Annotated in this window: 18 protein-coding genes and 1 CRISPR repeat array; of the genes, 14 read left to right on the forward strand and 4 right to left on the reverse strand. The window is 31.8% G+C overall.

Annotated features, from left to right (window positions below; all coding sequences use genetic code 11):
• The first annotated feature begins 114 nt into the window (after nt 1–114).
• From B5X81_RS16930 to B5X81_RS16950, 5 genes are all read left to right on the forward strand, one after another.
• A complete protein-coding gene (locus B5X81_RS16930; RefSeq protein WP_079493316.1) occupies nt 115–549 on the forward strand; it encodes a flavodoxin in 435 nt (144 codons plus the stop codon).
• Between the two features lie 31 nt (nt 550–580).
• A complete protein-coding gene (locus B5X81_RS16935; RefSeq protein WP_079493318.1) occupies nt 581–1,201 on the forward strand; it encodes an HD-GYP domain-containing protein in 621 nt (206 codons plus the stop codon).
• Nucleotides 1,202–1,642: 441 nt separating this feature from the next.
• Nucleotides 1,643–2,638 (forward strand): ABC transporter substrate-binding protein, encoded by a 996-nt coding sequence (locus B5X81_RS16940; RefSeq protein ID WP_079493319.1) that lies wholly within the window; start codon nt 1,643–1,645, stop codon nt 2,636–2,638.
• On the forward strand, nt 2,610–3,371 hold the full coding sequence (locus tag B5X81_RS16945) for an ABC transporter permease (RefSeq protein WP_079493321.1): 762 nt from the start codon (nt 2,610–2,612) through the stop codon (nt 3,369–3,371). Before B5X81_RS16940 ends, B5X81_RS16945 begins: the two co-directional genes overlap by 29 nt.
• Before the next feature lie 14 nt (nt 3,372–3,385).
• Entirely contained in the window at nt 3,386–4,021 is a 636-nt protein-coding gene (locus tag B5X81_RS16950) for an ABC transporter ATP-binding protein (protein WP_079493322.1), read from the forward strand.
• A 106-nt stretch (nt 4,022–4,127) separates the two neighbouring features.
• Here B5X81_RS16950 and B5X81_RS16955 read toward each other — a convergent pair whose 3' ends face one another.
• Nucleotides 4,128–4,886: an IclR family transcriptional regulator gene (locus B5X81_RS16955; RefSeq protein WP_170917475.1), complete on the reverse strand. Its 759-nt coding sequence runs from the start codon at nt 4,884–4,886 to the stop codon at nt 4,128–4,130.
• 225 nt (nt 4,887–5,111) lie between these two features.
• The gene (locus tag B5X81_RS16960; RefSeq protein ID WP_244282141.1) at nt 5,112–6,533 is read right to left on the reverse strand and encodes an SLC13 family permease; all 1,422 of its coding nucleotides are present in this window, start codon (nt 6,531–6,533) and stop codon (nt 5,112–5,114) included.
• Nucleotides 6,534–6,847: 314 nt separating this feature from the next.
• Here B5X81_RS16960 and B5X81_RS16965 point away from each other — a divergent pair, with 314 nt between their 5' ends.
• The 7 genes from B5X81_RS16965 to B5X81_RS16995 all read left to right on the forward strand — a co-directional run bounded on the left by B5X81_RS16965 (nt 6,848) and on the right by B5X81_RS16995 (nt 13,228).
• Nucleotides 6,848–7,399 (forward strand): 2-oxoacid:acceptor oxidoreductase family protein, encoded by a 552-nt coding sequence (locus B5X81_RS16965; protein ID WP_079493327.1) that lies wholly within the window; start codon nt 6,848–6,850, stop codon nt 7,397–7,399.
• Complete coding sequence (locus tag B5X81_RS16970) at nt 7,377–7,661, forward strand: 4Fe-4S binding protein (RefSeq protein WP_244282142.1); 285 nt, start codon at nt 7,377–7,379, stop codon at nt 7,659–7,661. Before B5X81_RS16965 ends, B5X81_RS16970 begins: the two co-directional genes overlap by 23 nt.
• Nucleotides 7,661–8,866 (forward strand): transketolase C-terminal domain-containing protein, encoded by a 1,206-nt coding sequence (locus tag B5X81_RS16975; protein ID WP_079493330.1) that lies wholly within the window; start codon nt 7,661–7,663, stop codon nt 8,864–8,866. The genes B5X81_RS16970 and B5X81_RS16975 overlap by 1 nt, the downstream gene beginning before the upstream one ends.
• Nucleotides 8,859–9,737 carry a thiamine pyrophosphate-dependent enzyme gene (locus B5X81_RS16980; protein WP_079493331.1) on the forward strand — a complete coding sequence of 293 codons (879 nt, stop codon included), beginning with the start codon at nt 8,859–8,861 and terminating at the stop codon, nt 9,735–9,737. The genes B5X81_RS16975 and B5X81_RS16980 overlap by 8 nt, the downstream gene beginning before the upstream one ends.
• 102 nt (nt 9,738–9,839) lie before the next feature.
• Nucleotides 9,840–10,907, forward strand: a complete 1,068-nt coding sequence (buk, locus tag B5X81_RS16985) for a butyrate kinase (RefSeq protein ID WP_079493333.1) — start codon at nt 9,840–9,842, stop codon at nt 10,905–10,907.
• 18 nt (nt 10,908–10,925) lie between these two features.
• Complete coding sequence (locus tag B5X81_RS16990; RefSeq protein ID WP_079493334.1) at nt 10,926–11,819, forward strand: bifunctional enoyl-CoA hydratase/phosphate acetyltransferase; 894 nt, start codon at nt 10,926–10,928, stop codon at nt 11,817–11,819.
• A 47-nt stretch (nt 11,820–11,866) separates the two neighbouring features.
• Entirely contained in the window at nt 11,867–13,228 is a 1,362-nt protein-coding gene (locus B5X81_RS16995; RefSeq protein ID WP_170917476.1) for an SLC13 family permease, read from the forward strand.
• A 95-nt stretch (nt 13,229–13,323) separates the two neighbouring features.
• Here the strand turns inward: B5X81_RS16995 and helD are convergent, their stop codons facing one another.
• Together helD and B5X81_RS17005 are read right to left on the reverse strand one after the other, a co-directional pair.
• Nucleotides 13,324–15,627 carry an RNA polymerase recycling motor HelD gene (gene helD / locus B5X81_RS17000; protein ID WP_079493337.1) on the reverse strand — a complete coding sequence of 768 codons (2,304 nt, stop codon included), beginning with the start codon at nt 15,625–15,627 and terminating at the stop codon, nt 13,324–13,326.
• 339 nt (nt 15,628–15,966) lie between these two features.
• Nucleotides 15,967–16,251, reverse strand: a complete 285-nt coding sequence (locus B5X81_RS17005; protein ID WP_079493339.1) for an aspartyl-phosphate phosphatase Spo0E family protein — start codon at nt 16,249–16,251, stop codon at nt 15,967–15,969.
• 689 nt (nt 16,252–16,940) lie between these two features.
• Nucleotides 16,941–17,572: direct repeats of the CRISPR family, unit length 30 nt; unit sequence GTTTCAATTCCTCATAGGTAATCTAAAAAC.
• A 656-nt stretch (nt 17,573–18,228) separates the two neighbouring features.
• Between B5X81_RS17005 and B5X81_RS17010 the strand changes: the two genes are divergently transcribed.
• Both B5X81_RS17010 and B5X81_RS17015 read left to right on the forward strand, forming a co-directional pair.
• Nucleotides 18,229–19,650, forward strand: a complete 1,422-nt coding sequence (locus B5X81_RS17010) for a S41 family peptidase (RefSeq protein ID WP_170917477.1) — start codon at nt 18,229–18,231, stop codon at nt 19,648–19,650.
• A 284-nt stretch (nt 19,651–19,934) separates the two neighbouring features.
• Nucleotides 19,935–20,522, forward strand: coding sequence for a TetR/AcrR family transcriptional regulator (locus B5X81_RS17015; RefSeq protein ID WP_170917478.1), 588 nt, complete (start codon nt 19,935–19,937; stop codon nt 20,520–20,522).
• The last annotated feature ends 119 nt before the right edge of the window (nt 20,523–20,641 follow it).

Below are 20,641 nucleotides of genomic sequence, written 5' to 3' on the forward strand. Positions count from 1 at the left end.
TATTTTAAAACAGAAAAATTGATTTAATAGCACAACGATTTGATTTATAATATTGAGTTTATAAGCTGTGATAAATTACAGCAAAAACATATATATAAATGGAGGGAATCATAAATGAAAAAAGCAACTATAATTTACTGGAGTGGTACTGGCAATACTGAAATGATGGCAAATGCTGTTGCTGAAGGAGTAAAAAGTGTTGGGAATGATGTGGATGTAGTTAGGGTAGAGGATACAAACAAGGATATGGTTATTAATTCACAGCTCCTTGCATTTGGCTGCCCTTCTATGGGGATGGAGGTTTTAGAAGAAGAGTCTATGGAACCCTTTATTGAGTCTTTAAGTGATGTTGATTTTTCAGGTAAAACAATTGCATTATTTGGGTCCTATGACTGGGGAGATGGTGAATGGATGAGAAATTGGGTAGAAAGAATGAAGGAATATGGAGCCAATTTAGTAAATGAAGAAGGTTTGACTATTCATCTGACCCCCGATGATGAAGGAATAGATGATTGTAAAGCATTGGGAGAACAGTTGGCTAAAGCATAAATAATTATATATAATTTCTATGGAGGCTAAAATGGTTCACGACATAGGGGAATTATCACAGAATTTTGAATTATACCATGATATAATTCAGTGTCTAGTAGGAGCACTTGAAGCTAAGGATTTATATACAAGGGGACATTCTATAAGGGTTGGGGACAAAACATATGAACTGGCAAAGGAAATAGGAATAGCTGGAGAAGAACTTGAGATTATACATATAGCTGGTCATCTGCATGATATTGGAAAAATAGGTGTTCCTGACAAAATTTTAAACAAAAGAGGCAAATTAACTGATAATGAATGGAAGGCCATAAAAAGACATCCTGAAATTGGAAGTAATATTTTGAATAATTCAGGCAAACTTAAGATTATATCAAAGCTTGTTCTTCATCATCATGAAAGATGGGATGGTAAAGGCTATCCCCATGGACTAAGTGGAAAGGATATTCCACTAGGGTCTAGAATTATTGCTATATGCGATTCAATAGATGCCATGACTTCACAAAGGCCCTATAGAAAACCAATGTCATGGGATGTATGCAAAAAAGAGATTAGGAACAATAAGGGAATACAATTTGATCCTCTTTTAGTAGAAGCAGTAGAAGGATTATGGGAATATTGGGAAAAAGACACTTCTTCAAATAAACATTAATTTTTCCCCAAACCACTAGGTGAATATATTTATTTATCTAGTGGTTTTTCTAACTTGCTAAAAATTCATAATGAATATAGTATAGCTTTAGAACTTATAAAGCAAGAAGAAAAGTCTTAATTGTTGAGTAACAAATTCTGGTTAATTCCATAAGGAATGGGATGAAAGCTCCATGATGTTTTTGGAATAAGGTATTGTAGTTGAAGGAATAAACTAATAAAATATATGTATATAGTGAACTACTCATCGCTTGCTTAATCAGAAATGGGGGGTTTTAGTATTGGTCACCAAAAGTTTTAGGTGATATAAAGAAATTTTTAGACCACAGGATATAAAGTGGAATTAATATGCTGATGAGTGTATAATTATTTATAAATATTGACAATAAGATAGAAAAGTGGTACATTGACAATGATTATCAAAGAATTAGGGGGAATAAAAATGAATAAATTATTCAAATTTACTACAGTCAGTTTAATAATTGTTTTATCATTGCTTGTTTTTGCAGCTTGCGATGGCAATAAGGCAGAAAGTGAGCCTACAACTATAAAAGTTGCAACCCTAAAGGGACCCACAGGGATGGGAATGGTAAAGATAATGGAAGATAATGAAGAAAATAAGGGAGATATAAATTATGAATTTACTGTATCAGGTGCTCCCGATGAGCTAGCTGGAAAAGTTATAAAAGGAGAAGTGGATGTTGCTGCTCTTCCTACAAATCTGGCAGCAGTTATCTATAATAAAACAGAAGGACAAATAAAGCTTGCAGCAGTAAATACAATGGGAGTATTATACATACTTGAAAATGGAAATGAAATAGAAGACATCGATGATTTAAAGGGTAAAAAGATACATGCCAGTGGTAAAGGTGCTACTCCAGATTATGTACTTAAGTATGTCCTTAAGGAAAATGGAATAGATCCTGAAAATGATGTTGAGATAGATTTTTCAATGCAGCATGCTGATCTTTCTGCAATGGTTGCTGCAGGAGATGCTGACATAGCTTTCTTACCACAGCCCCATGTTACTACAGCTCTCATGAAGAACAAGGATATGAGAATCGCCCTTGATATGACTGAGGAATGGGATAAAGTTTCAGGGGATGAAAGTCAGCTTGCCATGGGATGTATTGTTGTACAAAAAGAATTTGCCCAGAATAATAAAGAAGCTTTAGATAAGTTTTTAGAAGAATATAAAGCTTCAGTTGAGTGGGTGAATGCCAATAATGCCGATGCAGGAGCCTTGGTAGAAAAGCATGGGATTCTTCCCAATGCAAAATTGGCTGAAAAAGCCATACCAAAGTGTAATATTGTATTTATGGATGCTGGGGAATCAAAAAAATTATTAGATGGATTCTATAGAATACTCTTTGATTTTAATCCAAAATCAGTTGGAGGTAAGCTTCCCGATGAAGAGTTTTATTACATTGAAAAATAATAAAACATTTAAAGCATGGGTTATAATATTTTGGATATTAGTTTGGGGGATAGTTTCTCTGCTTATAAATAAGGAGATCTATCTCCCTTCTCCTATTAGTACCCTAGAGGCCTTTCTTAAATTAGTAGTAAAAGTAGAATTTTGGAAGAGTATTTTCCTGTCTATATTCAGGGTAATGTTTGGATTCATTATTTCATGTATACTTGGAATATTTATTGGAATAATCTGTGGCTTAAATAAATTGTTTTATGAGCTTTTTAATCCATTAATTGTTAGTATAAAATCTACTCCTGTTATGTCCTTTATAATTATTGCCCTTATTTGGTTTAAATCTGGAAATGTTCCTATATTTATATGTTTTTTAATGTGCTTTCCGGTTATCTGGACAAATGTTGTTGAAGGCATAAGGAATGTAGACAGTAATTTACTTGAGATGTCACACATTTATAATGTTAAAAGATATATGATAATAAGGAAAATATATATACCCTCTGTTATTCCATATATTTCAGCTGCAATTACCATGGCTTTAGGTTTGGGTTGGAAGGTTACAGTGGCCGCTGAAGTACTTAGCAGTCCCAAGTATTCAATAGGTAAACATCTTTATGATGCAAAGGTGTATCTGGAATCTGCTGATTTGTTTGCCTGGACAGGAGTAATAATAATACTTAGTTTCGGATTTGAATTTTTATTCAAGTATATATTTAAAAGGTTGAAATTAGTGGGTTATTAAAGGATGTGTAGAATGTGTGGGTTGAAGTAAAAGATGTCAGTAAAAGATATGGAAACCTTCAGGTCTTAAGGGATTTTAATATTAAATTTGAAGAAAAAACAATTTCAGCTTTATTGGGACCCTCGGGCTGTGGTAAAACAACTCTGCTAAATATAATTTCCGGATTGGAGCAGTATGATTCAGGAAATATTAAAGGTATAGAAAATAAAAAGTTCTCCTATATCTTTCAGGAAGATAGATTGGTTCCCTGGCTTTCTGTAGAAGAAAATATTCATTTTGTCCTAAAGCGATTATATAGGAATCAGGAAATAATAAATATTACTGATAAATATTTGAAAATAGTTGGTTTAGAAGAATATAAACATTATTATCCCAGGGAGTTAAGTGGTGGAATGAAGCAGAGAGTGGCCATTGCAAGGGCTTTTGCCTACCCCTCTGATATTCTGCTTATGGATGAACCCTTTAAGGGTTTAGATATGGAGCTTAAAACTAATCTTAGTGAGGCCTTTATTTCTCTTTGGAAAAAGGATAAAAAAACCGTTGTTTTTGTTACCCATGATATGAATGAAGCTATGGTCCTTGCTGATTATGTATTTATATTAGATGGTAAACCTCTAGCTATAAAGGATAAAATAGTTACAGAGGATTAAACTTTTAAAGGCGTACATTTATATTTAAGTTGTAAAAAATAATCTTAAAGCATTGAGATTAGATATTTAAAAATACCAAAGACATTTTAAACGCCTTTGGTATTTTTTATAATATAGAATAATTATTAAAGGAATCAAAAATCTGTCGGATTTTCTCATCGGTCATTCTAAATTTAGGACCAGTTATACTAAGGGATCCAATAAGATTTCCAGATATATTTTTTATTGGAAGACCAATGCATTTTATACCAACTTCAAATTCTTCATCATCTATAGAATATCCTCTATCTTTAATCATATAAATTTCTTTTAATAGTTCTTCCTTCGATGTGATAGTATTGTTGGTAAATTTTTTGAATTCGATATTATCCACTATTTCTTTTGCTTTTTCCTCAGGTAAATTTGCTAAAATGATTTTTCCACTTGAAGTACAATATATAGGACATCTTTTTCCCTTTTTAGACAGTATTTGAATTGGTTGGTTCCCAGTCATTTTTTCTACAAAAACAATTTCATTATCATCTAAAACTGCAAAATGAGCAGTTTCATTGAACTTATCGACTAAATGTTCCATTAAGGGCTTGACAAGCTCACTAAAATTCATCTTGTTAAGATAGCTGCAGGCTATTTCAAAAAACTTTGTAGAAAGTGAATATTTGTCGTTTGTTTTATTTTGTACAAGGAATCCTTCATATTCTAGAGTCAATAATATTTTATGAACAGAACTTTTTGACAGGTTTAATTTTTTACTTAATTCCGTTGTACCCATTTCTGTGGAATCGCTATTAAACAACGATAGAATATTACAAGCCTTTTGTACAGACTTGATTAAGTACTTTGTATTACCCTTCATAATACTACTCATAATTAACACCTCATAAACTCTTACTCTCATCAATTTAGAGAAAAGAACTTGTTTTTTTATTATATAGATTTGTTTATCTATAATTTCCTTACTTAATATATTAATAAATTCAATATCTTATTTCAAGCTTATATTTTGATGCTGTAATTAAAAAAATCTCAATTCATTAAAAAACAAATTAGAATTGAGATTTTTTTGATTTTTTATAAGGGAGTCAATTATAAACTATATTATGCCTATCAAACTTGCAAAGTACATGAATATAACATTACAAATTATCCAAAGTAGCGATATTATTATTCCCGGTTTTGGCATATCCCAAAGCTTCCAGTACTTATAATCATAAGTAGTTAAAGGTATAGGATCAAGGGGAATCAAAAATACACATGAAGCAGTAAATGCAATAGGAAGGGCTAAAATAGCTGGATTTATTCCTAGGTTTGAAGCTAAAATACTAAGAACAGGAATAGCCACTGCAACTACTGCCGTTGCCACTGGTAAAAGCAAATGTGAAAATATACCGAAGGAACTTACTGCTAATAAAATTGTAATTATATTTGTGCTGCCCAAATTACTTAAAAAGGTTGTTGCTATCCATTCAGCTCCTTTTTGGGAATATATTGCCATACCCAGTGTATTTGCTGCTCCTAACAATAATAAAACATTCCAAGAGACAGAAGAATTTGCTTTTTCCCATGTAACCAGATTAATACCTGGAAGAAACAATGTAAATGCAGCTAAGACAGAAGCTAGTGGTATAGATATACCTGTCCAGCCTTGAGTAAACCAAAGAATTATTGTTGTAGTAAATATTACTAAAAACTTCTTTTCGGCTGTTGAAAGAGGCCCTAATTTTTTTCTTTCTTCCTTTACATCTTCAAATCCCTTTACATACTCAAATTCTGGTGGAAACATTTTGGTAAGTATAAACCATGAGAATAATGTTAGTATCATAGCCATAGGAAAGCCTATTATAGTCCATTGAATAAAGCTTATATCCATATTTGCTGTGCTTTTTAGCAAAGAAATTGATAATACATTTATACCACTTCCTGCTGGAGTACCGAATCCACCAAGGGCAGAGGCTATAGGTATACCCATCATCATTGCTTTTCCAAAATTAGACTTACCTGGTATACAATTGTTTTTTTGCAATATTGAATAAGCTATACTTGAAAAAATAATTGCTGTAGGAATATCAACCAGCACTGTTGATATAACAGCCGTAGGCAGCATAAAGCTTAAAAGCACCATATTTGCCTTTGTTCCAAATAAGCAGCTGACAAATAGAGAAATTCTTTTGCCAAGACCAGAGTCTATGAAGGCCTTAGCTATAATAAGGGTCGAAAGTATAAAGAATATAGTGGCAATTGTAAAATTCGATAAAGCTTCCGATAGTGGAACAATTTTAAGAGTATCCAAAAGCATAGTGAATAAAACGGCAGAAATACCTATAGGAACAATTTCAAATACCCACCAAATAACAGCAACAAGCATGAGAACCAGGGCTTTTTGACCTTCTAGAGTCAAACCCTCTGGAGTTGGAAGCTTGGTTAAAAATATATAAAGAAATATAGACAGTATTCCCAATACAATTTTTTTATAATCTATTTTATTATCAATTGACATTGAAGAAGTATTACCCATAATAATTATTACCTCCATAATATAAAGATTTTAAAGATATAGAATCGTTTTCATATCTCACAAAAATAATTTTTTTAAAAACATTAAGCAGTAGGTGTGTTTTATTACGATACATTGTATTCTAATAATATATTCATTCGACATTATTTTTGATATTCCTTCCTAAAAACAAAAAAAATTATCTTTTTTTTAAAAAAATTTTAATTCAAAAAAACGGTTGATTTTTAAAATAAAATAATTTATAATCCAATTAGGTGTTGTAATAAGATACATTGTATTCTAATAAAATACAAACTGAATAAGGAGGGGCCAATTTGAATAAATTGAAATTTTATGGCCTAGGTGGCCAAGGAGTAGTGACAGCTGCTAAAATATTTTCATCTGCAATATCATTATATGAAAATAAATATGCAATCACTGTTCCTGCCTATGGACATGAAAGAAGAGGTGCACCGGTAAATACAAGTATTATAGTTGATGATGAGCCAGTATTGCTGAATTCCTTTGTATATACTCCAGATGTAGTACTAGTTATGGATGACACTATAATAGATAAAAATGTAGATGTATCTGAGGGAATTCATGCAGATAGTATCCTCGTTATTAATACAGAGGAACAAGGAATATTAGAAAGATATAAGAAGTTCAATTTTAAAGAAATCTATTATGTTGATGGTACCCAAATTGCTGTAGAAACCATTGGCAAGGGGATTCCAAATGGATCTATGCTAGGAGCTTTGGCAGGCAGTGGTATTGTAACTATAGAAGCTGTAGAGAAAGCAATAAAGGATATGTTTAAAGAAAAGGCAGGTGATATCAATGCAAAGGCAGCAAGAAAAGCCTATGAGCAAATCAAAAAAATATAGAGTATTTGGACCAGTGGCAACTGTATTCGATAGTTCCAATACGGGAAGCTGGAGATTAGAAAGACCAGAGATTGATTATTCTCAGTGTATAAAATGTGGTACCTGTGAAAGGGTATGTCCAGCAAATGTAATTGACGTTTTAAAAGAAGAAAAAGAATGTGTAGTTATAGATTTTGACTATTGCAAAGGTTGTGGAGTTTGTGCAAACGAATGTCCTAAAAAATGCATTGATATGGTCTTAGAAAAGGGAGGTGAAAAATAATGTCACATAAGATGTTGGATGGAAACTCAGCTGCGGTTGAAGCAATGAAGCTGGCTAGAGTTCAAGTTATATCTGCTTATCCCATTACTCCACAAAGCTCAATTTCAGAAAAGCTTGCTGATATTGTTGCTTCTGGGGAATTAAAGGCGGAATATGTCAGGGTTGAATCAGAGCATAGTGCAATGTCTGTGGCAACTGCAGCTCAACTAACCGGTGTAAGGGCAGCAACAGCAACTGCCTCAAATGGTTTGGCTCTTATGCATGAGGTGCTTAGTATGACATCGGGAAATAGAGTTCCTTTGGTAATGCCAGTTGTTAATAGAGGGATAGCTGCACCGTGGACTTTATGGTGTGAACATGGAGATGCCATGGCAGAAAGGGATTCTGGATGGATGCAGTTTTATTGTCAAAATGTACAGGAGGTTTTAGACCTGCAGCTTATGGCCTATAGGGTTGCAGAAGACGAAAATGTTTTGACTCCAGCTATGGTATGCTTGGATGGTTTCTTTTTATCCCATTCTATGCAGAAAATTGACGTACCGGAGCAGGAAACTGTAGATAAATTTATCGGAGAATACCGACCTAAAAATACATATTTAGATACGAAGGATCCTATGTTCATATGTGATTTAACATCTCCCGGTGAATATACAGAAATGAGGTATCAGCAAAAAACTGCCTTTGATAATGCTATTGAGGTCATAGAAAAGGTTCAGGATGAATTTTACAAAACCTTCAAAAGAAAATTGAGTATAGTTGAAGGCTATAAAACAGATGATGCCGATGTGGTATTAGTTACATTAGGTTCAATGACTGGAACTGCAAAATATGTTGTAAATAAATTTAGAGAAGAAGGTAAAAAGGTAGGGGTGGCAAAGCTTACGGTATTTAGACCATTTCCTGCTGAATATATAAGAAAGCTTCTCGGAGATAAGAAAGTAATAGGGGTTTTTGATAGAAGTGCAGGATTAGGCGGCCAAGGAGGACCAGTTTGGAGTGAAATAAACTGTGCATTAAAAGAACTTGACTGTGATATTAGAGACTATATTGGCGGCTTAGGTGGCAGAGATGTGCCTCCAGCTACAATTGAAAAAATCTTTAATGAATTATTAGAAATACATGAAGGAAAAGGAGAAAATCACACTCAATGGATTGATGTGAAGGATAACGCTATGGATATAAGGCAGGTGATTAAGAATGTATGATATTAAACATAAATCGAAGGGATTAGTTTCCCATGGAGTGAGCACATGTGCAGGCTGTGGTCTGGAGCTTATTATCAGAAATGTTTTAGAGGTCTTGGGTGAAGATACTATTATAGTAATACCGCCTGGATGTTCAGCTCTATTTTCAGGCTTTGGAAAAGAAACAGCATTAAAGATACCTGGTTTTCAAGGGAATCTTGAAAACACAGCCGCATGTGCTGCTGGAATAAGAGCAGCATTAAATGCTAAAGGAAATAAAGATACAACTGTACTTGCATTTGCAGGAGATGGAGCCACAGTAGATATTGGTATTCAAGCCTTATCAGGGGTTTTAGAAAGAAAAGATAAGATCCTATATGTATGCTATGATAACGAAGCCTATATGAATACTGGGATTCAGGGAAGTAGTTCTACCCCCATACATGCCAGTACAACAACTACACCAGCTGGAAAAGTAACGAATAGAAAGGACCTGCTTCAAATAGCTATTGCCCATGATATTCCCTATGCAGCAACGGCTTCTATTCATAATGTAAATGATCTTAAAAAGAAGGTCGAAAAGGCAAAAAATGTTGATGGGCCATCTTTATTGCATATTCATACACCTTGTCCTACAGGCTGGAGATTTAATCCTGCTAAATCTGTGGAAATAGCAAGAAAAGCGGTACAAACTGGATGTTGGATTTTGTATGAATATGAGGAAGGAAAGGCAAAGGTCAATTATAAGCCTAAAGAATTAATGCCAGTGGAAGAATATACTAATTTACAGGGAAGATTTAAAGGCTTAAAGGAAGATGAAAAGAAAAAGTTTCAGGAATATATTAAAAACCATTTTGAAAATTATGTCAAAAGATTGGAAAATGATATCTAAAAATATTTAAAAATAGACAAGCTGGAATGTTATAGGAAGTTTTAATGCATCCTAGCTTGTCTTTTTTAAAGCAAAATAATTAATTTGCAGGAGGTATAGAAAATGCCATATAAAATTTTAATAATAAATCTGGGATCTACCTCTACAAAAATTGCCATATATTCTGATTTAAAGGAAGAATTTAAAGAATCCATAGGACATTCCCAAGAAGAACTTAATGTATTTTCCAATATATGGGATCAGATAGATTTTAGGAAGGAAAAGATATTGAATCTATTAAGAGAAAATGAATATAAATTAGAATCCTTTGATGCTATTTCCTGTAGAGGAGGAAATGTAAAGCCAGTCCCTGGTGGTATATATCTTTTAAATGAAGAAATGGTTTCAGATATGCGCAGTGAAAAATATGGTGTTCATCCAACAAATGTGGGAAATGTCATTGCATATCAGCTAGGTAAGAAAGCTGGCATACCAGTTATTATAGCAGACCCACCGGTAACCGATGAGCTTTGTGAATTTGCCAGATTTTCAGGGATAAAAGAAATACCTAGAATGAGCAGCTTCCATGCCCTTAATCAAAAACGTACAGCAAGAAAAATATCAATGGAGCTTAAAAAAGAATATGGGGATATTAATTTAATAGTCGCACATTTAGGAGGAGGAATTTCAGTAGCTGCCCATGAAAAGGGCTTAATAATAGATGTTAATAATGCCCTTGATGGAGATGGGCCCTTTTCTCCAGAAAGAGCAGGAACAGTGCCGGCGGGAGATTTAATTAGAATGTGCTTTTTTGGTAGATATAGTGAGGAAGAAATAATCAAAAAAGTAAGGGGCGGCGGAGGACTTATGTCCTATTTAAATACCAATAGTGGACTTGAAGTTGAAAAGATGATTGACAATGGAGATAGATATGCTTTAAAGGTTTTTAAAGCAATGGCCTATCAAATTTCAAAGGAAATAGGATCGGCAGCAGCGGTTCTTAAAGGTAAGGTTGACGCTATTGTATTAACAGGCAGCTTAGCTTATTCTGAAAGACTAACAAAATGGATAAAGGAAAGCACAGAATTTATAGCACCTATATATATAATGGCTGGAGAAAATGAAATGATTTCACTGGCTGAAAATGCTTTAAGATATCTTAATGGAGAAGAAAAACCAAAGAAATATTAGAATGAAGGCGGTGGAAAAATGATTAAAAACTTAAATGACTTAATTGAAAAAACTAAAAATAGAGAGAAAAGAAAAATTGCTATAGCAGCAGCTGAGGATATAGATATATTAGAAGTAGTAGAAAAAGCTGTAGAGCTAGGATTGGCAGATTTCATCCTTATAGGAGACAAAGAAAAGATAGAGAAAATAGCCCTTGAAAATAATAAGAAATGTGATTATGAATTAATAGATGAGGCAAATCATAAAAAAGCAGCGGAAAAGGCAGTTGAATTAGTAAAAAAGGGAATGGCCCATGGAATCATGAAGGGGCTCCTTCATACAAGTACATTTCTCAGGGCTGTGCTAAACAAAGAGAAGGGCTTAAACAAAGGAAAAATGATAAGTCAAATATCTGTATTTGATAAAGAATTTGGTGAAGGACTGCAGCTTCTTACGGATTGTGCAATGTCCATAGAGCCTAGTCTTAAGGAAAAGAAGGAAATAATAGAAAATGCAGTAGAGCTGTCATTAAAAATAGGTTACAATAAACCTAAGGTGGCTTTGCTTTCTGCAGTTGAGGTGATAAATCCTGCAATCAATGACACATTAGAAGCAGCTGTTTTAAGTAAGATGGCCGATAGGGGTCAAATAAAAAATGCAGTGGTGGATGGTCCCTTTGCCCTTGATAACGCAATATCACCAGAGGCTGCTGCCCATAAGGGAATAAAAGGTGATGTGGCAGGTCAGGCAGATGTTTTAGTAGTGCCTAATTTACAGGTGGGTAATGTATTAACAAAGGCCCTTACCTATTATGCCCATAAAGATGTGGCAGCAGCGGTGATGGGAGCCGATGCACCAATTGTTATGACTTCAAGAACCGATTCAGTAAAGAATAAATTACTTTCAATAGCATTAGCTAGTTATATATCGTAGCGGTAGGTTTTTATAATTATAAATAAATTTATAGAGGGAGGATGGGAATGCCTCAGATAATAAGAAAAGAAAATATTCCTAAAATATTAATTTCACTTTTATTTCCTATACTTATAATATTAATAAAACCCATAGGATTATCATTAAATCAAAGCATAGTCCTTGGAAGCTTGTTTTTAACGGTGATATGGTGGGCATCAGGAATTGTGTATAAGGATGCAGCTTCTATTTTTCTAATTTTTATGTTTGTACTGTTTGGAGGAACACCTATAGAGAAAGTATTTTTCTTTCCATTGTCAGATAACTTTATTTTAGTAATAGCATCCTATTTATTATCCCAGGGAATTGTAAATTCAAAGGTTGCCGATAAATTTTCCAGCTTTATTTTAGAAAAATACTGTTATAACAGCATCAGACTTGTGATAATGTCCTTTTTGCTGGGAATAGGATTGATTTTCGTAATACCCCAGCCCTTTCCTAGAGTTATATTATTGGCCTCCATATATATAAACTTTTTAAAAAATTCAAAGGTTGATAAGGAAGAGAAGTCAGTTCTAATTTTTAGTGTATTTGTTGCATCTACTATAACATCGTTAATGTTTTTAAATGGAGACGTTATAATAAATTATTCAGCATTAAAGTTTGGCGGCATATCCATGACCTATATTGAATGGGCAAAGAATATGCTTTTGCCTACATTAATTACAACAATAATTATAGCCGCAGCTTTTATACTGGTATTTAAGAAAAACCTTAAAGGTAGTTTTGAAAGAAAAAATACAGAAGAGAAAATATCCTTTGAAAATAGTGAAAAAAAGGCATTATTTATTACTTTTGTAGTTGTTTTATTATGGCTTACAGAATCAATACATGGAATAAGCAGTGCTAATGTGGCACTGATAGGTGTAATAGCTATGTTTATAGCTAAAATAATCGGTATAAAGGATTTTAAAGTAATAAATATAAGCTTACTAATATTTTTAACAGCGGAATTTTCAATAGGAAAGGTATTAACCGGAAGCGGTATAGCAGATAATTTAAGGGATTTTTTAACTGGATTTTTCCCTTCCCCTGAAAGTATAATGTATATACCCTTTATAATTATTTTAATAATGTTTTTACATATGATAATGGGAAGCTTGGTTACGGCGGCTTCTGTTCTTATTCCAACTTTAATAACACTAACTGCTGGAAATCTATCTCCCCAGTTTATTGTAATGCTGTCGGTTGTATCTATTTGTTTTCATTATATAATGCCATTTCATCATGTAACAATCATGATAGGATATGGAAATGAATATTATGAGAATAGACATGTAATGAAAATAGGTATAATACTTACATTTATAACTATTTTTACGGTTTTATTCGTATATATTCCTTGGTGGAAGCTTGTTGGTGTGATATAAAAGAAATTGAGAAATACTGAGTAATACATAAAATAGATTAAAATAGTCAAAATGGGGTCAGGCCTGGTAAAAAGTTAGCCAGGCCTGAAATTAATTTATAATTTAATATATAAATTATCATTGACTTCATCTATCAGCTCTGAGGGATTGTTTTTGCAGTATATGTATAATTGATGTAAGGCTCTGGTTATTGCCACATAAAGGAGTTTTATATGGAGCTCATCCTTGATATAGTTTTCCTTTGAACAGTCATATATCATGACTATATCAAATTCTAAACCCTTGGCCAAATAGGAAGGGATTATTACAACTCCTCCATTATAATCTATATCCTTACCGGTTATTAGCTGAATATCTTTACATTTATGGTTTTTTAGTTTTTTATATACTTCATCACATTCTTTACTGGTTTTACAAATAATTGCAATAGATTTATACTCTTTTTTTCTAAAGGTTTCTATTTTTTCTTTAATATCTTTTATTATGTCTTCTATACGATTTTTATTTATGACAAAGGGTTTGTCTCCGCTTCTTAGTACAGGCTGTGCTAATGGCAAATTTTTTCTATTTAAGCTTTTTATAACACCATTAGCAAAATTCATGATTTCTCTGGTAGAGCGATAACATTTTTTAATAGTTAAATATTGAGTTTTCCTATTTTGAAAGATATCTTCTATTATTTCATTCCAGTCATTTATTCCTCTATAGGAATGAATACCCTGTGATAAATCTCCAACAATTGTAAATGAATTATTAGAAGAAATTTCTTTTAGAATAAGCATTTGCATTGGACTAAGATCTTGGGCTTCGTCAACTACAATATGACTAAACTTTTTTCCAAGGCTATCAGAACCTTTCAATTTATTTTTTATATATATGAGGGGCGACAAATCTTCTCTTTCTAAATATTTATTTTTAAATATTTGTTTGGAATATTTTGTTATGAAGGCTATATTCACCCTGTGGATTTTTCCAGAAGAATATCTATTTAATAAGGAATCATTTGTAATCAAATCTTTGTATAATTCTTCTATATTGATTTTTGTCCATGTTTTAAAGTAGTTTTCAAGTGATGAGAGGGATTTTTTATCTATTGAATCAAAGCTTTCATCTCTTTCATTATAGAGCTTAATAAGATTTTCTCTTATTTTTTCATCATCACTATTTTTTCCCTTTATTTTATCAGCAAGTTTGTCATATTTTTCATGTATTTCATCTTTAACCTCATTGATTCTTTTTTCAAGGGTTTCTTTGAAATGCTTTTTTATTCTTTCTATTCTAGGAACAACAGGAAGATAGCTATAGTCTTCATGATACATCTTCCAGACATCCCTATATGTATAAATTGTATAATCATTTATTTCAAAATCAGTTTTGGGTACTATATTATTAATTACATCTTCTAGAAATTTATCGATTATTTCCTTAAATAAATAGGAGCCTTTAAAAGTTGATGTGAATCTGATTTTGCTTTTTTCTTCATTGGAAAGGGACTGAAGGTCTAATAAATTTATAAGCTTATCCTCAGCATTTGTAAGGCTATAGTCTTTTTCAAGGAGTTTTAATGCAAGGTCCTCAAAGGTAGACTGTTTAATTTCATCAACTCCTAAACCGGGTAAAACATCCCTTATATAGTTTAAAAACAAATTGTTTGGGACAATTATAAGAATATTTTCTGGCTTTAAAATATTCTTATAGGTATACATCAGGTAGGCAATTCTATGAAGTACTATTGTGGTTTTTCCACTGCCTGCAGCCCCCTGAACAATAACTGTATTTTTTCTGTCGGCCCTTATAATATCATTTTGCTCAGATTGTATTGTTGTGACAATATCCTTGAGCCTATTGTCCTTCTTTTGCCATAGGGCTTTTTGTAAAAATTCATCCATTGGAGTGAGTCCCTTGTCAAATATATTAATGAGCTTCCTATTTTCTATTTCATATTGTCTTTTTGCTGTTAAATCGCCCATTATCAGTCCTTCTGGAGCTGTATACATAGCTTCTCCAAGCTCTCCACTATAATATAAGCTTGCTATGGGAGCCCTCCAGTCTATTACTAATCTTTTATCATTTTCTTTTTCTACAACACTGGTTTTTCCTATATAATAGGTTTGGGTTTCATCATCACCCAGTCGTTTAAAATCTATTCTTCCAAAATAGGGTTTAATTTTAGCTGCCTTTAATTCATTTAGCTTTTTAGCATTTATTTTCCAAAAATGTTGAGTTAATTCATAGTCATTACTATATCCACCACCGGATGCTTTTCTGATTTGAAAAAATTTTTCTTCCAGAATATCTACCTCTTTTTTTATATAGTCAGTTTCTTTATCAACGCAATCATATGTCTTTTCTAAATATGTACTTTCTTCAATATAATCAGAATGTTTATTTGCCAACAAAAAAATCCCTCCTAATAATTATCTCGAGTAAGAATATTATATATAAATTGGGATTACATTGAAAATAGCGTAAAAGAGGTATCTGTATAATGAGATGCTAATGGAAATAGATTGGAAATGCAAACTCAATAATTCTTAGTTTTTTTAACTTTTTCTTGCCTAAATGGCATTTTTATTATATACTATTGTAAAAGTCGTACTTAAAATAAATTTACATATTATGACAATTTATTTAAGGTTTATAACTTCGGAAAACAGGAAAAATTTTTAGATTAAAATGCAAGAGCCACCGGTTTATTTCAATTAACCGGTGGCTTTTTACTTCGGTGTTTTATTTTACTAAATATTATTTTTCTTATAATATTCTACAATTAGGATATCAAGCTCTTCACTGATTTTTACAGTTTCATTGGCAGTTAGAGTACCTTGGCTTTCTTTAAATCCTGCTGTTTTATACATTTTATACCGTACATTATTGATGGATTCCTTCATTTGATTTATTCTTTCTTTCTCTACATTATTTCTTTCTTTTCCAGAAGGGCTGGGGGAGCAGCTGCAGTTTTTAGAATCATCATATGCAGACTGTTTCCCACAACCTTTCTTTTTTGGGTTTTTGTAATGCATATATATCTTTTCCTCTCAAAAAAATTTTTTTTGAGAGGAAAATTAAAAAAGTGCACAGCAGGAATATAGAGTTCCTACACGTGCACCTATGTTATCTCATTGAAAAAAATTGGTAAATGTTATATAATAACATAAGGTTGCTTGTGATAGCTATATAAGCTATTCGTGTAGGTAGTGTGCTTACCTGCATGAGCTTTTGAGTGCGGCCACACTCAAAAGACACGGCGACCTTTTTAATTTTCCTCTACATAGATTATATACTATTTCTGGTTAAAAATGCAAGAAGATTTAAATTTTTCATGTAATGAATGGGATATGTTTTTAGGTATACCCAAATTTTATGCAGTAGATAGTTTTTGCTGAAGGTAATTATGCAATTTATTTAAATCTTAGGAGATATTTTAAACTTTAATCATAGGCGTTATCTTAAACTATATACCCCTTTTGGTTGTCTTTTTGCAAATGTAATTTGCTCAAATATATAGAAATGAATCAAAAGTATATAAAGGTTTAAAAACTATAAATCTATTAGCACAAAAATCCAATGAAAACACAGAAAAAATTAGAGTGCCTAGTAATGCTATAGCTTCAATCTAATTTTAAGAATGTTTTTGAAATTGTGACAGATTAAGCTCAAAAGAAAAAAAGCCCAGTAATTAGCATTGATTGCTTTTTATTGGATTTTTTTAAACTTAATTCCTCATAGGTAATCTAAAAACGAAGAAGAAATAAAAGAGGGGCAACAATTTATTAATTTGTTTCAATTCCTCATAGGTAATCTAAAAACGTACAACTGTCTTTTATTTCCTCCATTTCTTTAGTTGTGTTTCAATTCCTCATAGGTAATCTAAAAACAAAATTTATGGAATTTAATGAACTGCCTTTTAAAAAGTTTCAATTCCTCATAGGTAATCTAAAAACTAGCAAAAGCTGCGACAACTATTTTTGCAAAACTTTGTTTCAATTCCTCATAGGTAATCTAAAAACTTAGAAAACAGCGCTTTTTATGGAGGGGTATATAAGTTTCAATTCCTCATAGGTAATCTAAAAACGTTCTCCTTCTCTAGCTTCTAAAGTAGTTATTGATGTTCGTTTCAATTCCTCATAGGTAATCTAAAAACCGTATTAAAATTGCCCTGCTTAAACAATACTTCTTTGTTTCAATTCCTCATAGGTAATCTAAAAACTATCTAAACTAAATTCATTAGCATCATCCAACAAATCGTTTCAATTCCTCATAGGTAATCTAAAAACAATGTTATATTTGCTGGATATTGTATAGCTCCTGAAAGTTTCAATTCCTCATAGGTAATCTAAAAACCCATTTTCCCCTTGAAAATGCTATATTCTTATTCTTCTACATAAATCAAAAAAATCCTTCTTTTTTTGAATAAAATCTTAAAAATATTGCAATTACTATATATCTTCAAAAACAAAAATGTCGTCGACCTACAGGGGTTTTTGCGCTACTGGGGGTCGACGACATTTTTATATTTGATTCTTTATTTAATTTTTAAATAATTTCTAATCAGAATTTTCATAGGGAATTTTTTCTATTTCTTCTTTTGTACACGTCCTTACTCTAATATCCATTATTGACTGTTTAGATTCTTTATACTCTTTGTCTGTATATGGATTTAGATATATTATATCAAATTATTATGATATTAGTTGCTTTTTATAAGCTTTTAAAGTGTTTTTTATGATTTTTTGATCCTTTATAGGTAATCTAAAAATCTATTTTTCCTTTGAAAATGCTATATCCTTTTTGTGGCATTCATTAACATTTTCAAAAAATGACAGCCTTGGGCAAAGAGAAAGATTTATTGGTAGTAACTATGAAGAGTAAAGAAAAATGCATGATGATAGTAAATGTTTTTTTATTGGAGACATGATATAAAAAAATGATATAATAAAAAGTAAACTATTACTTTTCAAGCAAGTTGTGTAAATTGAATTTAAGAGGAGATGACAAATTTGAAAAAGCTAATTAAACTGGTAGTATGTACTTTTCTAATAATTAATATGGGACTGCTAAATATCTATGCCCTGGATGATGTGAAAAAGGATGAGGCCTTTACTAGGGCTCAAGTAAAAGAGGATATAGATTTTATGATGAAAACCTTAGAGTCTGTCCATCCAAATCTATATTTTGCAGTGTTAGAGGAGCAGGTAGAAAAGGAGATAAATAAAGAGCTGGGGGATATAAAGGACTTTGCAACTGGCCTGGAGGTGTATAAGAAATTTTCCCCTATAATCAACAAGTTTCAGGATGGCCATACAGGTATGGCATTTCCAGAGGACTATATAACAAATCTAAAGAATTCAGACAAATTACTTTTTTTAGATATAGAAGTTAAGGCTGGAAAAATTTACATAAAAGATAGCTATAGAAAGGAATATGAAAAATATAATGGATGGACCATTGAATCCATAAATGAAAAGGATGCATCAACAATATATGAAGAGATAATAAAATACATAAGCGGCAGCCAAATAGGCTTTAAGGAATCTCGTATTGAAAGCAATTTTGTATTGTATTACTATTTGGACAATGAGTTAATGGATAATTATACAATAAAGGTTAAAAACGAAGAAAAAGAAGGAATAATGAAGATTAAGGGCATCAGTCTTGAAGAAGGCAGAAAGCTCAGAGGCGAAGAAGAGCAGCAAAGAGAAGATTATGTTTATAAAAAGATTGATGATAATACGGGATTAATTACTTTTAATAGCTTTAGTGATTTTGAAAAATTCGACAAATTTTTAGATGAAACCTTTAAAGAAATAAATGAAGAAAAAATAAGTAACATTATAGTAGATTTAAGAGAAAATGGAGGAGGAAACTCTCGGTTAGGGGATTTATTAATAGAGTATATTTATGATGGAAAATATACTCAGGCAAATAGAATGGATATGAAAATAAGTGATGAAATCATTAAATATTATGATCATTTAGCTAAAGAGAATAATGCTAGTGAAGAGGAGATACAGGAAATGAAGGATCAATATATGGGAAGTGTAGGAGAATGTATTACTTTTAGTGCTGAGCCCTCAAGACATTTTTTAGACAAGGCAAAGTTTCAGGGGGATGTTTATTTCTTAATAGGCAAGCGTACATTTTCCAGTGCAGTTATGTTATCTTCAACGGTTAAGGACTATAATATGGGCTATCTAATAGGAGAAGAAACAGGAGGACTTGCAACTCATTATGGTGATCTTTATAGGTTTACTCTTCCCAATACTAGCTTGAACATGGTTGTATCCCATAAATATTTTGTTAGACCTAATGGACTTGATACAAAAAGAGGTGTGTTGCCTGATTATGATATAAAGGACTTAGGAGAAAGGGATGCTTTAGACATAGCACTTAAGATAATAGAAAATAAAACTGGGGAATAATTTAAAATAGAATTTAGGGGTTTTAATATTTCCTTTTTGTTCATGTAATAAACCTGTTTTTTTATATAGTTTTAAAAGAAAAAACAGGTTTATAAAAATCACTCAAATGAAATATTAAAACCCCATAATGTAAAAACTGGCATAATGAGTTAAGTTAATATATAAATTAGGAGTAGCATATTATAATTTTTTATAGGATATTTATAAATGAATAGGAATTTATTTTTAAACACTTGACAAAGGTGAATTTTGGCACTAAAATTTTAGTGTGGAGGGATTTAGATGTGGCACAATTTTTGAAAGAAGAAATAAGGAAAAGAATTATCAAATCTGCAATAAAGGAATTTAGTGAAAAAGGATATGATAGGTCATCTATAAAAAGTATTGCAAAGGGGGCTGATATTTCTGTAGGTAATTTGTATAGGTACTTTGAAAACAAGGAGGATTTACTAAGGGAAGTTATAGAACCTGTTTTTGGAGAACTGGCACAAATGATAAATGCAGAGAATATACTTTCGGATATGGACTATAAGGGCTATATTTACAATAAGCTAAATCGTTTTTTAGATTTGTATATTGCAAATAAATCAATTTTTTTCGTGGTAATTGATGGGTGCAAGGGAACCAAAATGGGAAATATAATAGATAGTTTTACTGATATGCTTGCAGATAATATACAAAAACTGATAAGTAAATTTAATATTGGTGATTTAATCAATGTATGGGGATTTTCCCGTGCCTTGGCAGTGGCTGTTATTCAGGGAACAATAAGCATTTTAAGAGATAGCAGTGATGAAGATGTAAAAGCTAATTTTTTTCAATATATTTCCTTTTTAATGAATGATTTCGATCAGCGTCTTGAAAAAATCTAATTATTTTTATTTAATAATGAATATCAGTTCACTTATTTTATTGAGTAAAAGTGAATGCTTGTTCGTTTATATCGCTTCAAAAATAAACCTTAATGGATATTTTTAACTAAAATTAGGAA

It is taken from the genome of Maledivibacter halophilus (genome assembly GCF_900167445.1).
Lineage (GTDB): Bacteria > Bacillota > Clostridia > Peptostreptococcales > Caminicellaceae > Maledivibacter > Maledivibacter halophilus.

What these genes read in the sequence shown, in the direction of transcription:
- B5X81_RS16930 (WP_079493316.1), top strand. Translation starts at nt 115, where the DNA reads ATGAAAAAAGCAACTATAATTTACTGGAGTGGTACTGGCAATACTGAA.
- B5X81_RS16935 (WP_079493318.1), top strand. Translation starts at nt 581, where the DNA reads ATGGTTCACGACATAGGGGAATTATCACAGAATTTTGAATTATACCAT.
- B5X81_RS16940 (WP_079493319.1), top strand. Translation starts at nt 1,643, where the DNA reads ATGAATAAATTATTCAAATTTACTACAGTCAGTTTAATAATTGTTTTA.
- B5X81_RS16945 (WP_079493321.1), top strand. Translation starts at nt 2,610, where the DNA reads ATGAAGAGTTTTATTACATTGAAAAATAATAAAACATTTAAAGCATGG.
- B5X81_RS16955 (WP_170917475.1), bottom strand. Translation starts at nt 4,886, where the DNA reads ATGAGTAGTATTATGAAGGGTAATACAAAGTACTTAATCAAGTCTGTA.
- B5X81_RS16960 (WP_244282141.1), bottom strand. Translation starts at nt 6,533, where the DNA reads ATGGGTAATACTTCTTCAATGTCAATTGATAATAAAATAGATTATAAA.
- B5X81_RS16970 (WP_244282142.1), top strand. Translation starts at nt 7,377, where the DNA reads ATGAGCAAATCAAAAAAATATAGAGTATTTGGACCAGTGGCAACTGTA.
- B5X81_RS16975 (WP_079493330.1), top strand. Translation starts at nt 7,661, where the DNA reads ATGTCACATAAGATGTTGGATGGAAACTCAGCTGCGGTTGAAGCAATG.
- B5X81_RS16980 (WP_079493331.1), top strand. Translation starts at nt 8,859, where the DNA reads ATGTATGATATTAAACATAAATCGAAGGGATTAGTTTCCCATGGAGTG.
- buk (WP_079493333.1), top strand. Translation starts at nt 9,840, where the DNA reads ATGCCATATAAAATTTTAATAATAAATCTGGGATCTACCTCTACAAAA.
- B5X81_RS16990 (WP_079493334.1), top strand. Translation starts at nt 10,926, where the DNA reads ATGATTAAAAACTTAAATGACTTAATTGAAAAAACTAAAAATAGAGAG.
- B5X81_RS16995 (WP_170917476.1), top strand. Translation starts at nt 11,867, where the DNA reads ATGCCTCAGATAATAAGAAAAGAAAATATTCCTAAAATATTAATTTCA.
- B5X81_RS17005 (WP_079493339.1), bottom strand. Translation starts at nt 16,251, where the DNA reads ATGCATTACAAAAACCCAAAAAAGAAAGGTTGTGGGAAACAGTCTGCA.